Consider the following 14299-nt stretch of genomic DNA (forward strand, 5'->3'; position numbering starts at 1 on the left):
AGCACCGAGAAAAACACCGGACGCATGCTCGGAATCACGATCTTGCGGTAGATCGTGGGCAGCGTCGCGCCGTCCACCTGGGCGGCCTTGAAGATTTCGCTGTCGACGCCGCGCAAACCGGCGAGGAACAGCGCCATGCAAAAGCCGGTGGACTGCCACGCCGCCGCGACGACGATACAGAAGATCGCCTTGTCCGGGTCGTTGAGCCAGCCGAGCTGGAAGCTCGTCCAGCCCCAGTCGTGCAGCACCTGCTGGATGCCCAGGTCCGGATTGAAAATCCATTGCCAGGCCGTGCCCGTCACGATGTACGAGAGCGCCATCGGGTACAGGAACACCGCGCGCAGTGCGCCTTCCTGGCGAATCTGCTGGTCGAGCAGGATCGCGAGAAACAGGCCGAGAAACACGCAGATAACGATAAAGGGAATGCCGAACCAGCCGAGGTTCTGCGCCGACGTCCACCAGACGTCGTTCGAGAACAGCTCGCTGTAACGGTCGAAGCCTGCAAAATCGTAGCGCGGCATCAATCGCGACGTGGACAGCGATATATAGCCGGTAATGGCGATGAAGCCGTAGACGAACACAAGGCTGATCAGAATGCTGGGCGAAAGCACCAGCTTCGGAATCCAGCGGTCTGCGAGCGCCGCCATCGGCGACGCGCGGCGCGATTCAGCAGGCGAGGCCGCCTTGCCGTTGCCGCTAAGAGAAGCAGTCACTGCGCAACTCCTGTTACGGTGCGAAAGATCGAAGCGACCTTGCGCACGATGATGGGGTTCGGGTTGAACCGTCATGCCCGGGATGAGCCGCCAGCAAGGCCAGCGGCCCACCCCGTCTTACTTCACTTCACAAGCCACAAGCCGACTGCTTACTTCGTCTTGGCAGCCTTCGCGAGCGCTTCAACCGCGCTCTTCGAATCTTGCGTCGAGTTCATGAACTTCGTGACGACGTCGGTGATTGCACCCGCCGTTGCGTCGGCCTGAGCCATGCCGTGAGCGAGCGACGGAACGTAGCCGCCGGCCTTGATGGCCGTCTGCTCATCCGCGTACGACTGCTTGCCGCAATCGTCGAACTTGCTCATATCGACGCCCAGACGCACCGGGATCGAACCCTTGTACAGGCTGAACTGCTCCTGGAAGGCGGGGCTCATGATGGTCTTGGCGAGCGCCAGTTGGCCCGGCGTTGCCGTCTTCTGGCCCTTCTGCTGGAAGAACACGAACGAGTCGACGTTGAAGGTGTAGCCCTTCGAGGTACCCGGCACCGGTGCGCAGATGTAGTCCGTGCCCGGCTTCTTGTTCGCGTTGGCGAACTCGCCCTTGGCCCAGTCGCCCATGAACTGCATGCCGGCCTTGCCGTTGATGACCATGGCCGTGGCCAGGTTCCAGTCGCGACCCGTGCGGCCGTTATCCATGTACGACTCGATCTTGCGGACCGTGTCGAACACGCCAACCATCTGCGCCGAAGTGAGCGTCTTCTGGTCCAGATCGACGATGGCCTTCTTGTAGAAGTCCGCGCCCTGCGACAGCACCACGTCTTCCCACAGCGTCAGGTCCTGCCACGGCTGGCCGCCTGCGGCGACCGGCTGGATGCCTGCGGCCTTCAGCTTGTCAGCCAGCGCGAAAAATTCCGGCCACGTCGTGGGCGGCTTTGCGCCCACCTTGTCGAGTGCTGCCTTGTTGAGCCACAGCCAGTTGACGCGGTGCACCGAGAACGGCGCTGCAACGTAGTGACCGTCCGCGTGCATGATCTTGTCGATCTGCGGCGGCAGGTTAGCCTTCCAGTCGCCGGTGACCGAGTCGATCGGCACCAGCACGCCCTGCTCCGCCCATTCCTGAATCAGCGGACCCTTGATCTGGGCGGCGCTCGGCGCGTTGCCCGAAATCACCTGGGTCTTGAGTGCGGTCATGGCTGCCGCGCCCGCGCCACCAGCAACGGCGAAGTCCTTCCAGGTGTAGCCCTGCTTCTGCATGTCGTCCTTGAGGACGCCGACGGCCTTCGATTCGCCGCCCGACGTCCACCAGTGCAGCACTTCGATCGATTCGGCAGCTTGCGCCGTGGCAACGCCGCCCATCAGACCTGCTGCGCACAGGGCGCCCATGATCGCTCGGAATTTCATTGCTTATCTCCTCCAGACACCTGAACAAAAAAGACGGTTGGCCCCTGATTGCGCCAGGGTGCGGTGTAGTTCAAACAGGCAAAACACTGGACGGACGGGCGCCGGAGTACCGCGTGCGCGTGTTGTCTTTGGATGCGCGCGGGCCGCGGGCCGGGGTCCGGCCGCTGGACGCTCAAGAGATGAGTGGTTCGGGATGCAACTGACTGTCTCCTCTTTTGATTTTGTCCGGCCGCCCCGCCAGGCTTATTTGCTGCCTGTAGATGCGCGGCCAGTCGAGGCTGCGTTTCCCACTTACCGTTTGCCAGGCGCTACGCCGGGCTCGCCGATGGACGAATTCATTGTCCTTTAACATGGGAGACGTTTCGTCCGACTCGCGAAAATTCGCCTGAAGACCGCCGCAAACCCTCGCCGGGCCGCGCTTCCCCACGCTTTTTTCATCGAATCAACGTTACCTCTTGATTTGGATTGTAGTTAAACTACAATTCAGTGTCAAAAAAAATTTTATCGGACTACGGCCGCCTGACGGACCCCTGCCCGCGCCAGCCCGGCGCAGCTTCCGCGGCCCGCTTCCAGCCAGCTTCTGGCCTATCTGGACTGTGACGGAGACTATGCAATTCCCTACCGATTCAGGATTCACGTTCGTGCTGTTCGGCGCCACCGGCGACCTGGCGATGCGCAAGATTCTTCCGGCCCTGTTCGAAGCGCACCGCTCGGGCATGCTGGCCGAGTCCGGCAAGATCGTGGGCGTGGCGCGCCATGAAAACGACCGCGATCACTATCTCCAGTGGGTCGAGGAACACGTCAAACCGCACGTCTCGAAGAACGGCCTCGACGAAGCCGCCTGGGCCAGCTTTCTCGAACGCATCGTCTATGTGAAGCTCGACCTGTCGCGCGCCGAAGACTTCGGCACGCTGCGTGACGGCATCGCAGGACTGCCTGGCATCCGCGTGTTTTATCTGGCTACCGGCCCGTCCCTGTTCGTGCCGATCTGCCGTGCGCTCGCCGCGGTCGGCCTGAACGAGAATGCGCGCATCGTGCTGGAAAAGCCGCTCGGCTACGACCTGAAATCGTCGAACGCGATCAACGATGCCGTTGGCGAAATCTTCGCGGAAGAGCAGATCTATCGCATCGACCATTACCTGGGTAAAGAGCCGGTGCAGAACCTGCTGGCGCTGCGCTTCGGCAATGCGCTGTTCGAGCCGCTGTGGCGCCGCGAATGGGTCGAAAGCATCCAGATCACCATTGCCGAAGAACTCGGCGTGGAAGCGCGCGGCGACTTCTACGACAACACCGGCGCGCTGCGCGACATGGTGCAGAACCATCTGCTGCAACTGCTCTCGATCGTCGCGATGGAGCCGCCGCATTCGATGGATTCGGATTCGGTGCGCGACGAAAAGCTGCGCGTGCTGCGCGCGCTCAAGCCCATCGATCCGAACGAAATCAGCAAGGTCGCGGTGCGCGGCCAGTATCACGCAGGCGTGATCCGCGGCACGCCGGTGCCCGCCTACGCCACCGAAAAAGGCGTGAAGCCCGACAGCCGCACGGACACCTTCGTCGCGCTCAAGGTGGAAATCGAAAACTGGCGCTGGGCCGGCGTGCCCTTCTTCCTGCGCACCGGCAAGCGTCTGGCCGACCGCGTCGCGGAAATCGTGGTGAATTTCCGGCCCGTGCCGCATTCGGCGCTCAGTCCCACGGCGCTGCGTCCGGGCTCGAACCGCCTCGTGATCCGCCTGCAGCCGAACGAAACGATTCGCCTCTATTGCCTCGCCAAGCAGCCCGGCGAAGGCATGAACCTCGCGAGCGTGCATCTGGATCTGGCGTTCGACCAGTTCTTCCGCGAAGGCCAGATGGAGGCGTATCAGCGCCTGCTGCTCGACGTGATCAATGGGCGTCTGGCGCTCTTCGTGCGCCGCGACGAGCAGGAAGCGGCCTGGAAATGGGTCGAGCCGATCCTCAACGAATGGAGCACCTCGGCGCGTCCGCCCAAGCCGTACGCGGCGGGCACGTGGGGACCGGCGGCCGCGAGCGCGATGCTGGCGCAGCACGGCACCTGCTGGCTCGAAGAAGAGAATTGATGTGAACGGGTGAATGTGCGCGCGCGGCAGGTTTTCGTAGGCGTTTGCAGCGCGCAAAAGGTAAGGCCACCCGCAGTAACGGACAGTTGAAAGACCCCAAAGACCTACAAAAAAGCAGCCTGGAGGAGAAGTGATCGAGCTTCACGTATTCGACGACCCGCGCGTCCAATCCGACGCGCTGGCGCGAGCCGTGGGCGACGCGCTACATGCGTCGCTCACCGCTCTTGCAGCCGCGCCCGGCACCGGTGCGCGCCGTGCGACGCTCGCCGTCTCCGGCGGCACGAGCCCGCGTCCCTTTCTCGAGAACCTGTCGACGCACCGCTTCGACTGGGCGCACACCGACGTCACGCTGGTGGACGACCGCTGGGTGCCTGAAAGCGATGCGGCCAGCAACGCGCGCCTCGTGCGCGAGACGTTGCTCAAGCACGAAGCCGCGAACGCGCGCTTCCTGCCGCTCGTGGATGTGGCGCAGGATCTCGACGCCCACGTCGCCACGCTCAACGCCGATCCGCAGCGCTTTGTGCCGAACGTGGCCGTGCTGGGCATGGGCGAGGACGGCCACACCGCCTCGATCTTCGCCGATGCGCCCGAGTGGCATGAGGCCATCACCACCGCGCGCCCGTTCGTGGCCGTGCATCCGCAGGCCGCGCCCCACGCGCGCGTGTCGTGGTCGATGCAGGCGCTGCGCCAGGTCGACCGGCTGTTCCTGCTGATCGCGGGGCAACGCAAGCTCGACGTGCTGCAACAGGCTGCGGCAACAGAACAAAACAACGCCATCTCGAAACTGGCGAACGACAAGGGAGTGAGACTCGATGTCTACTGGTGCGCCTAACAAATCCGCCCCCGGCGCGGGCCAGCACGCCGACGGACCGAGACTGCTGGCCGATATCGGCGGCACCAACGCGCGCTTTGCGCTGGAAACCTCGCCCGGCGACATCGGCCAGGTGCGGGTCTATCCGTGCGCGCAGTATCCGGGCGTCGCCGAAGTGATCCAGCAGTATCTGAAGGACACGAAGATCGGCCGCGTGAACCATGCGGCCATCGCCATCGCCAACCCGGTCGACGGCGACCAGGTGCGCATGACCAATCACGACTGGACCTTCTCGATCGAAGCCACGCGCCGCGCGCTCGGTTTCGACACGCTGCTGGTCGTGAACGACTTCACCGCGCTCGCCATGGCGCTGCCGGGTCTGACCGACACGCAGCGCGTCCAGGTGGGCGGCGGCCAGCGCCGCCAGAACAGCGTGATCGGGCTGCTTGGGCCGGGCACGGGTCTGGGCGTCTCGGGCCTGATTCCCGCCGACGACCGCTGGATCGCACTCGGCAGCGAAGGCGGTCACGCAAGCTTTTCGCCCCAGGACGAGCGCGAAGACATCGTGCTGCAATACGCGCGCACGAAGTGGCCGCACGTGTCGTTCGAGCGCGTCTGCGCGGGTCCCGGCATCGAGCTGATCTATCGCGCGCTGGCCGCGCGCGACAAGAAGAAAGTGGCGGAGAGCGTCGATCCGGCGGAAATCACCAAACGCGCGCACGAAGGCGAAGCCCTCGCGCTCGAAGCCGTCGAATGCTTCTGCGGCATTCTCGGCAGCTTCGCGGGCAATATCGCGGTAACGCTCGGCTCGCTGGGCGGCATTTACGTGGGCGGCGGCGTGGTGCCGCGTCTGGGCGAACTGTTCACGCGCTCGTCGTTCCGCCAGCGTTTCGAGGCGAAGGGCCGTTTCGAAGCCTATCTCGCCAACGTGCCCACTTACGTCATCACGGCGGAATACCCCGCGTTTCTGGGGGTTTCGGCGATTCTCGCGGAACAGCTTTCGAACCGCGCCGGCGGCGGCTCGTCGGCGGTGTTCGAGCGCATCCGTCAGATGCGCGACGCGCTCACGCCCGCCGAGCGCCGCGTGGCCGATCTCGCGCTGAACCATCCGCGCTCGATCATCAACGACCCGATCGTCGATATCGCGCGCAAGGCCGACGTGAGCCAGCCCACCGTGATCCGCTTCTGCCGCTCGCTGGGCTGCCAGGGTCTGTCAGACTTCAAGCTCAAGCTCGCGACCGGCCTGACCGGCACGATTCCGGTCAGTCACAGCCAGGTGCATCTGGGCGACACGGCGACCGACTTCGGCGCGAAGGTGCTCGACAACACGGTGTCCGCGATCCTGCAGTTGCGCGAACACCTGAACTTCGATCAGGTCGAGCAGGCGATTTCGCTGCTCAACAGCGCGCGCCGCATCGAGTTCTACGGTCTGGGCAACTCGCACATCGTCGCCCAGGACGCGCACTACAAGTTCTTCCGCTTCGGCATCCCGACCATTGCGTACGGCGACCTGTATATGCAGGCCGCGTCTGCCGCGCTGCTCGGCAAGGGCGATGTGATCGTGGCCGTGTCGAAGTCGGGCCGCGCGCCGGAACTGCTGCGCGTGCTCGACGTGGCGATGCAGGCAGGCGCCAAGGTGATCGCCATCACCTCCAGCAACACGCCGCTCGCCAAGCGCGCGACCGTGGCGCTGGAAACCGATCACATCGAAATGCGCGAGTCGCAGCTTTCGATGATCTCGCGCATCCTGCATCTGCTGATGATCGACATTCTCGCGGTGGGTGTCGCGATTCGTCGCGCCTCGCCCGATAACGACGTGAGCCAGACGGTGGCGCAGGCGCGCGAGCAGTCGGATGACGATGCGTCCGCCGTGCTCGACTGGCTGAGCCACGGGGCGTCGTCCACACCGCGCGAGCGCGAATAACGCGTCAAGAAGCGGCTGTATTAAATGAAAACGGGACGTCGATCGACGTCCCGTTTTGCTTTCAGCCCATCCAGGCGCTCAAGCCTGCGGCGATGAAGCCGCCGCCGCGCCCGGCGCGGGGTGATCGTGCCACTTCATGACCAGCGCGCGGCCCACCCACGTCAACACGCCGCAGGTGCCGATCGTGCAACCCATGCCGAACGGCGAGACCCCCGGAAACCAGCCGACCACGGCGCTCGCGAACGCCCCCAGTCCCAGTTGCGCCGCGCCGAACACGGCCGCCGCCGCGCCCGCATTCTTCGGATAGCGATACATCAGATCGGTCGCGCAGTTCGCGCCAAGCAGACCGACCACGCTCACGACAAAGAACAGGCCGAACACGATCGACCACAGGCCGCCCCACCCCGTCACGCACATCAGCGCCACAAAGAACGACGCGACGATGCTCACGAAGGACGCCATCGACACCATCTTCAGCGTGCCCAGCCGGCCGATAAAGCGCGTGTTGAGGAAATTGCCGAGCATGATGCCGAACACGTTCATGCCGAAAAACAGCCCGTAATGCTGTGGCGAAACGTGGAAGTACTCGATATAGACGAACGGCGTGGCCGAGATGTAGGTGAACATCGACGCGAACGCCATGCCGCCGCACAGCATATGGCCCCAGACCAGCGGGTCGCGCAGCAAGCGTCCGTAGGCCGCGAACGAGCGCAGCACAGCGGCGCTTTCGCGCTTTTCGCGCGGCCAGGTTTCGGGCACGCGCAGCCACGCGGCCACGCCGCAGGCGAGGCCAAACAGCGTGAGCGCGACGAACACGATGCGCCAACCGCCCAGCAGCAACAACTGCCCGCCGATCAACGGCGCGAGCAGCGGCCCGATCGAGGTGACGATGGCGACCATCGACAATACCTTCGCCGCGTCGGACGGTTCGTGCGCATCGCGCGCGATGGCCCGCGCGAGCACCGAAGCCGCGCCCGCACCGAGCGCCTGCAGAAAGCGCACGAGCGTCAGCTCGCCGACCGAATACGAAAGCCAGCACGCGATGCTCGCGAGCGTAAAGAGCGCGATGCCGCCCAGCAGCACGGGGCGTCGGCCATAGGCGTCGGACACCGGGCCGTAAAGCAGCATGCCGATCGAGAAACCGGCCATAAAACTGGTGAGCGTCGAGGCGGCCGCCGCCGCGCTCACCCCGAACGATTGGGCGATGGCGGGCAGGCTCGGCAGGTACATGTCGGTGGCGAGCGGGCCGCAGGCGGCGAGCGCGCCAAGCAACAGGATCAGCCGGCCATCGGGCCGGCGTCGTGGGGAATGGGACATGGAGTCGGCTGGGAGCGGACCGCGCACGGGTGGCGCGGTCTCGATGTCATGGGCCGGCTCGGTCTGCGCGGGTCGTAAGGCCGGTGCAGGGAGCGGCGACGTAGCCGGATTGTACCCCGGGGCCTCCAGTTGGCTTACGCAGGCGGGACCGCCCAGGCCCGCCATGCGCTAAGCTGCGCGCTTTGCCTCGCGGCAAGCCACACCCAGCAACGACAAATCGATCATGAGCGCGTACCTGCTGATCTGGAGCCCCAAAAAATGGCCCTGGCCTGAACTGTCCGACTTCGCGCGCCGCGTGCAGGCGGGCGAGACCGTCACCGACACCTGGGGCTGCGGCTTCGCGCGCGGCATCCTGCCCGGCGACCGCGTGTTCCTGCATCGCGTCGCCGCCGAGCCGCGCGGCCTGTTCGGCTCCGGCTACGTCACGCGCGGGCCCTATGAGGTGCCCGATGCGGCCTACAAGCGCGGCTATCGGCTGTGTATCGACTTCGTTTATGACTGGCTCGTCGATGCCAGCGGCCAGGTCGTGATCGGGCGCGACGCACTGCGCGCGCATCCGTGGTCGGTGCAGACGTGGGACGCGCAAAGCTCGGGCACCGTCATCAAGCCAATCGCGCTGGGCGCGCTGGAAAAGCGCTGGGCCGAGCTGACCGGCAAGCGCCCGATGCCCGCTCTGGCCGTCGCGGCGATGCATGCGGCGGAAAACGCGCGCCTCGCGCTCGTCGAAGAGGACAAGCAGGACAAACCGGACAAACCCCCGGTAAAGACGCGCAAGACCGCCGCGAAATCGCGCACCGCGACCTGACCCGCCGCGCCCGCCGTGCCGTCCAGTCTGGCCCCCGGCCCGTTCGGCGCGAGTCCGGTACAATTTCGGACACTACGGAGCGCGCCGGACCGCCATTTCGCGGGGCCGGGGCGCACGCCTCGCCGCGCTCCTTGCCGCACCCGACATCCGACACCACTCTCGCAGGTCCAGCACTCATGTCTTCCACTTCCAGCACCCAGACCACGAACCAGGCCCTCTTCGATCGCGCGCAGCAAACCATCCCGGGCGGCGTGAATTCGCCCGTGCGCGCGTTCCGCTCGGTGGGCGGCACGCCGCGCTTCATCGAGCGCGCGCAAGGGCCGTACATGTGGGACGCGGAAGGCAAGCGCTATATCGACTACATCGGCTCGTGGGGCCCGATGATCGTCGGCCACGTGCATCCGGAAGTGCTCGAAGCCGTGCAGAACGTGCTGGCCAAGGGCTTCTCGTTCGGCGCGCCGACCGAAGCCGAAATCGAGATCGCCGAGGAAATCTGCAAGATCGTCCCGTCGATGGAACAGGTGCGCATGGTGTCGAGCGGCACCGAAGCGACCATGAGCGCGCTGCGTCTGGCGCGCGGCTACACGAAGCGCGACCGCATCGTGAAGTTCGAAGGCTGCTATCACGGTCACGCCGACAGCCTGCTCGTGAAGGCCGGTTCCGGCCTGCTCACGTTCGGCAATCCGACTTCGGCGGGCGTGCCGGTCGATATCGCGAAGCACACCACCGTGCTGGAGTACAACAACGTCGCGGCGCTCGAAGAAGCGTTCAAGGCGTTCGGCGACGAAATCGCCGCGGTCATCATCGAGCCGGTTGCGGGCAACATGAATCTCGTGAAGGCCACGCCCGAGTTCATCCACACGCTGCGCGCGCTGACCTCGAAGCACGGCAGCGTGCTGATTTTCGACGAAGTGATGTGCGGCTTCCGCGTGGGCCTGCGCGGCGCGCAGGCGCTCTATAACGTCGAAGCCGACCTCGTGTGTCTGGGCAAGGTGATCGGCGGCGGCATGCCGGCTGCAGCTTTCGGCGGCCGACGCGAAATCATGGACCACCTCGCGCCCACCGGCACCGTCTATCAGGCGGGCACGCTCTCGGGCAACCCGATCGCGGTCGCGGCGGGTCTGAAGACGCTGCAACTGATCCAGGCGCCGGGCTTCTACGAAGACCTGAGCGCAAAGACCGCGCGTCTCGCGCAAGGGCTGTCGCAGGCCGCGCGCGAAGCGGGCGTGCCGTTCGTCGCGGATTCCGTGGGCGCCATGTTCGGCCTCTACTTCGCGGAAAAAGTGCCGGGCAGCTTCGCCGAAGTCACGAAGAGCGACGTCGCGCGCTTTAACCGCTTCTTCCATCAGATGCTGGACGCGGGCGTGTACTTTGCGCCCTCGGCGTATGAGGCGGGCTTCGTGTCGAGCACGCACGACGACGCGATCCTCGACGAGACCATCGAAGCCGCGCGCCGCGCGCTCGCCGAAAAGTAAAGCAGACGCGCCGTAACAAGCCAGCCGAAGGCGAGGCGCACGCCTCGCCGGTTCCACCCGACCGCCCCCGCGGAGAAAGATCGACGATGTTCTCGCAATCCGATTTCGTCCACATGGAACGCGCGCTCGCCCTCGCGACGCGCGGCCTTTACACGACCGATCCCAACCCGCGCGTCGGCTGCGTGCTGGTCAAGGACGGCGTGGTGATCGGCGAAGGTTTCACCCAGCCCGCGGGTTTCGATCACGCGGAAATCCAGGCGATGAAGGACGCCCGCACGCGCGGCCACGACCTGCGCGGCGCGACCGCCTACGTGACGCTGGAGCCGTGCAGCCACTTCGGCCGCACGCCGCCGTGCGCCAATGCGCTGATCGAAGCGAAGGTCGCGCGCGTAATCGCCGCGATGGAAGACCCTAACCCGCTGGTGTCGGGGCGCGGCCTGTCGATGCTGCGCGATGCGGGTATCGACGTGCGCTGCGGCCTGCTCGCCAACGAAGCGCGCGAACTGAACATCGGCTTCGTCTCGCGCATGACGCGCAAGCGCCCGTGGGTGCGCATGAAGGTGGCCGCCACGCTCGACGGCCGCACCGGCCTGCCCTCTGGCGAAAGCCAGTGGATCACGGGTGAAGCCGCGCGCGCCGACGGCCACGCCTGGCGCGCGCGCGCCTCGGCGATTCTGACGGGCATCGGCACGGTGAAAGAAGACGACCCGCGCATGACCGTGCGCGCGATCGACACGCCGCGCCAGCCCAAACGCGTGCTGATCGACAGCCGTCTGGACGCCTCGCCGCTTGCGCAGATTTTCGTGGGCGCGCCCACGCTGGTGTTCTGCTCCACGCTCGACGCAAATAACGAGGAACGCGCCGATGCGCTGCGCGCGCGCGGCGCGGAAATCGTCGCGCTCGGCAACGAGCACGGCAAGGTCGACCTGCCGGCCATGCTCGCCGAACTCGCCGCGCGCGGCGTGAACGAACTTCACGTTGAAGCGGGTTACAAGCTCAATGGCTCGCTTTTGCGCGAAGGCTGCGTGGACGAACTGCTGGTGTATCTCGCGCCCTCGCTGCTCGGCACGCAGTCGCTCGGCATGGCCGATCTGGCCGCACCGGCTACGCTCGACGCGCGCACACGCCTGGCGTTCCATTCGGTCGATCGCGTCGGCGACGACCTGCGCATTCTCGCGCGCCTCGTGCCGGACAACGCCGACGGCGCGCCGGGCACGCTGGAGGACGCCCAATGAATCTCACGAACGTGCTGAACCAGGCACTGAACGAACCACTCAAGGACAGCCAGATGTTTACCGGAATCGTCGCGGCCGTGGGCCGCATCGCCTCGATCAAGCCCCTTGGCGCCGACGCCGATGCAGGCGTGCGCCTGACCGTCGACGCAGGCGGCCTCGACCTCGACGACGTGCAACTGGGCGACAGCATCGCCATCCAGGGCGCGTGCATGACCGCGATCGCCAAGACGGCCACGACCTTCGACGTCGATGTATCGCGCGAAAGCCTGAACCGCACCGTCGGTCTGGCCGATACCGGCGAAGTGAATCTCGAAAAGGCGCTGCGCGCGCACGACCGGCTGGGCGGCCATATTGTGTCGGGCCACGTCGACGGTCTGGGCACGGTCACGCGCTTCGCGCCGGTGGGCGAATCGCACGAGCTGCGCATTCTCGCGCCGGTGGAAATCGGCCGCTATCTGGCTTACAAGGGTTCGGTCACGGTCAACGGCGTGAGCCTGACGGTCAATTCCGTGGACGATCGCGCCGATGGCTGCGAGTTCTCGATCAACCTGATTCCTCACACCGTCGAAGTGACGACGCTCAAGCATCTCGCGGCGGGCACCAAGGTCAATCTGGAAATCGATCTGATTGCGCGCTATGTGGAGCGGATGCTCTCGGCAGGCGTGACCGGACGCGCCGACAAGGATTGATTGAAGCGCGATTGATGCGGAGTTGATGCACGCGCGCCGTTCCTCACGGCGCGCGCAACATGCAAGCGCAACTTGCCTGGCGCTGCTAAGATTCAGACTATTCCTCTCGCGGTTTGCTCCGGCATGCCGCACTCTCTCTTATTCACCCGAACGTCACAAGGAGGCAACGATGGCAACGATTGAGATGGCCGCTGTCATGCCGCCGGTTTGGGTGATGTCCCGTAGCGTTTCTTGTAGCGCTATCGGCAAAGGCACCCTCAGTCGAGCGGGTCGACCGCGACCGTAGGTTGTCAAAGCGCAGCGCACAGATTGCCGCTGCGCCAGTTTCCAGCGATTTTTTGTGGTGATGCGTCCGGCTCGTTATGCCGGAATGTGTCGCCGTCGCTTTCTTTTTTGCTCCTCTCTTTCAGGGAAGTCTCCGGGTCTCGCGACCGGGGCATGCTGTCCATGACAGATCAAGACCAACAATCCGCTCCGGTACGCGTTACCGGCGGCCACACTTTCCGCAAGGTGCTCGGCTTCACCTGGCGGCACTGGTCGCGCCAGCCGTGGCGCGTGAGCGCGGTCGCGCTCGCCGCCCTGCTCGGCGCGCTCGCCGACGTGTTCACGCCTCACTACGCGGGCCAACTCGTCGATGCGCTCGCCCATGACGCCAGCGGCAACGCCGCCGCGTGGCACGCGGCCGTCATGGCGTTCGTGGCGCTTACCGCGCTTGGGCTCACCGGTACGCTGATGCGCCAGGCCGCGTTCCAGAACATCATCGTGCTCACGCTGCGCATGATGGGCGAGGTCGCCACGCACGCGTTCCACCGCGTGCAGCGCTTTTCGACCGACTGGCACGCCAACAGCTTCGCGGGCTCCACGGTGCGCAAGATCACGCGCGGCATGTGGGCGCTCGATCTGCTCAACGATACGCTGCTCGTCGCGCTGTTCCCCTCGCTCGTGATGCTGGTGGGCTCGACCGCACTGCTCGCGGTGCAGTGGCACCTGATGGGATTGGTAGTGGGCATCGGTTCGGCGCTGTATCTGGCCATCACCGTGTCGCTCTCGCTGTTCTACGTGGCGCCGTCCGCGCGTCTGGCGAACCAGTGGGACACGAAGATGGGCGGCGCGCTCGCCGATGCGGTGTCCTGCAATCCCGTCGTGAAGGCCTTCGGCGCCGAGGCGCGCGAAGAGACACGCCTCGCCCGCGTGATCGACAAGTGGGACAGCCGCACGCGGCGCACGTGGCGGCGCGGCACCTTCAACGGCGGCGTGCAGGGCGCGCTGCTGGTGGCGATGCAGGCGGCGATTCTTGGCGCGGCGCTGCTGCTGTGGGCGCGGGGGCTGGCGAGCGTGGGCGACATCACCTTCGCGCTCACGCTGTTCTTCCTGCTCAAGGGCTATCTGCGCGACGTGGGCATGCACGTGCGCAATCTTCAGCGCTCGGTCAACGACATGGAAGAACTGGTGATGCTCGACGCCCAGCCGCTTGGCATCGAAGACATCCCGGGCGCGCCGCCCATCGTGATCGATCGCGGCGATATCCGCTTCGAGAACATGACGTTCCGTTATGGCGCGCTGGAACGCCCGCTTTACGCGAACCTGAATCTGCGCATCGCACCGGGCGAGCGCGTGGGGCTGGTCGGCCATTCGGGCTCGGGCAAGACGACGCTCATCAAGCTGATCCAGCGCCTCTATGACGCATCCGAGGGCCGCATCACGATCGACGGGCAGGATATCGCGCGCGTGCAGCAGGCGTCGCTACGCTCGCAGATCGCCATCGTCCAGCAGGAACCGGTGCTGTTCCACCGCTCGCTAGCGGAGAACATCGCCTACGCGCGCCCCGGCGCCACGCATGCCGAAATCGTGCACGCCG

11 protein-coding genes are annotated in these 14299 nt (G+C 65.6%); 8 read left to right on the forward strand and 3 right to left on the reverse strand.

The window, feature by feature from the left end; translation table 11 throughout:
* A partial coding sequence (locus VG320_RS12670; RefSeq protein ID WP_327200454.1) for a sugar ABC transporter permease occupies window positions 1-713 on the reverse strand: 713 nt, incomplete at its 3' end.
* 149 nt (window positions 714-862) lie between these two features.
* The gene (locus VG320_RS12675) at window positions 863-2110 is read right to left on the reverse strand and encodes an ABC transporter substrate-binding protein (protein ID WP_327200455.1); all 1248 of its coding nucleotides are present in this window, start codon (window positions 2108-2110) and stop codon (window positions 863-865) included.
* A gap of 608 nt (window positions 2111-2718) precedes the next feature.
* Between VG320_RS12675 and zwf the strand changes: the two genes are divergently transcribed.
* The 3 genes from zwf to VG320_RS12690 all read left to right on the forward strand — a co-directional run bounded on the left by zwf (window position 2719) and on the right by VG320_RS12690 (window position 6920).
* Window positions 2719-4185 (forward strand): glucose-6-phosphate dehydrogenase, encoded by a 1467-nt coding sequence (zwf, locus tag VG320_RS12680; RefSeq protein WP_327200456.1) that lies wholly within the window; start codon window positions 2719-2721, stop codon window positions 4183-4185.
* A gap of 130 nt (window positions 4186-4315) precedes the next feature.
* A complete protein-coding gene (gene pgl, locus VG320_RS12685) occupies window positions 4316-5017 on the forward strand; it encodes a 6-phosphogluconolactonase (protein ID WP_327200457.1) in 702 nt (233 codons plus the stop codon).
* A complete protein-coding gene (locus VG320_RS12690; protein ID WP_327200458.1) occupies window positions 4998-6920 on the forward strand; it encodes a bifunctional transcriptional regulator/glucokinase in 1923 nt (640 codons plus the stop codon). The genes pgl and VG320_RS12690 overlap by 20 nt, the downstream gene beginning before the upstream one ends.
* A 78-nt stretch (window positions 6921-6998) precedes the next feature.
* Here the strand turns inward: VG320_RS12690 and VG320_RS12695 are convergent, their stop codons facing one another.
* Window positions 6999-8237 (reverse strand): Bcr/CflA family multidrug efflux MFS transporter, encoded by a 1239-nt coding sequence (locus VG320_RS12695; protein ID WP_327200459.1) that lies wholly within the window; start codon window positions 8235-8237, stop codon window positions 6999-7001.
* Between the two features lie 223 nt (window positions 8238-8460).
* Here VG320_RS12695 and VG320_RS12700 point away from each other — a divergent pair, with 223 nt between their 5' ends.
* The 5 genes from VG320_RS12700 to VG320_RS12720 all read left to right on the forward strand — a co-directional run.
* Window positions 8461-9042, forward strand: coding sequence for a hypothetical protein (locus VG320_RS12700; RefSeq protein ID WP_327200460.1), 582 nt, complete (start codon window positions 8461-8463; stop codon window positions 9040-9042).
* A gap of 176 nt (window positions 9043-9218) precedes the next feature.
* Complete coding sequence (gene hemL / locus VG320_RS12705) at window positions 9219-10517, forward strand: glutamate-1-semialdehyde 2,1-aminomutase (protein ID WP_327200461.1); 1299 nt, start codon at window positions 9219-9221, stop codon at window positions 10515-10517.
* 86 nt (window positions 10518-10603) lie between these two features.
* Window positions 10604-11752 carry a bifunctional diaminohydroxyphosphoribosylaminopyrimidine deaminase/5-amino-6-(5-phosphoribosylamino)uracil reductase RibD gene (gene ribD / locus VG320_RS12710; RefSeq protein ID WP_327200462.1) on the forward strand — a complete coding sequence of 383 codons (1149 nt, stop codon included), beginning with the start codon at window positions 10604-10606 and terminating at the stop codon, window positions 11750-11752.
* A 53-nt stretch (window positions 11753-11805) separates the two neighbouring features.
* Window positions 11806-12441: a riboflavin synthase gene (locus VG320_RS12715; protein WP_327200464.1), complete on the forward strand. Its 636-nt coding sequence runs from the start codon at window positions 11806-11808 to the stop codon at window positions 12439-12441.
* A gap of 438 nt (window positions 12442-12879) precedes the next feature.
* On the forward strand, window positions 12880-14299 hold a 1420-nt coding region (locus tag VG320_RS12720; RefSeq protein ID WP_414696028.1), incomplete at its 3' end, for an ABC transporter ATP-binding protein.

It is taken from the genome of Paraburkholderia sp., assembly GCF_035948235.1.
GTDB lineage: Bacteria > Pseudomonadota > Gammaproteobacteria > Burkholderiales > Burkholderiaceae > Paraburkholderia.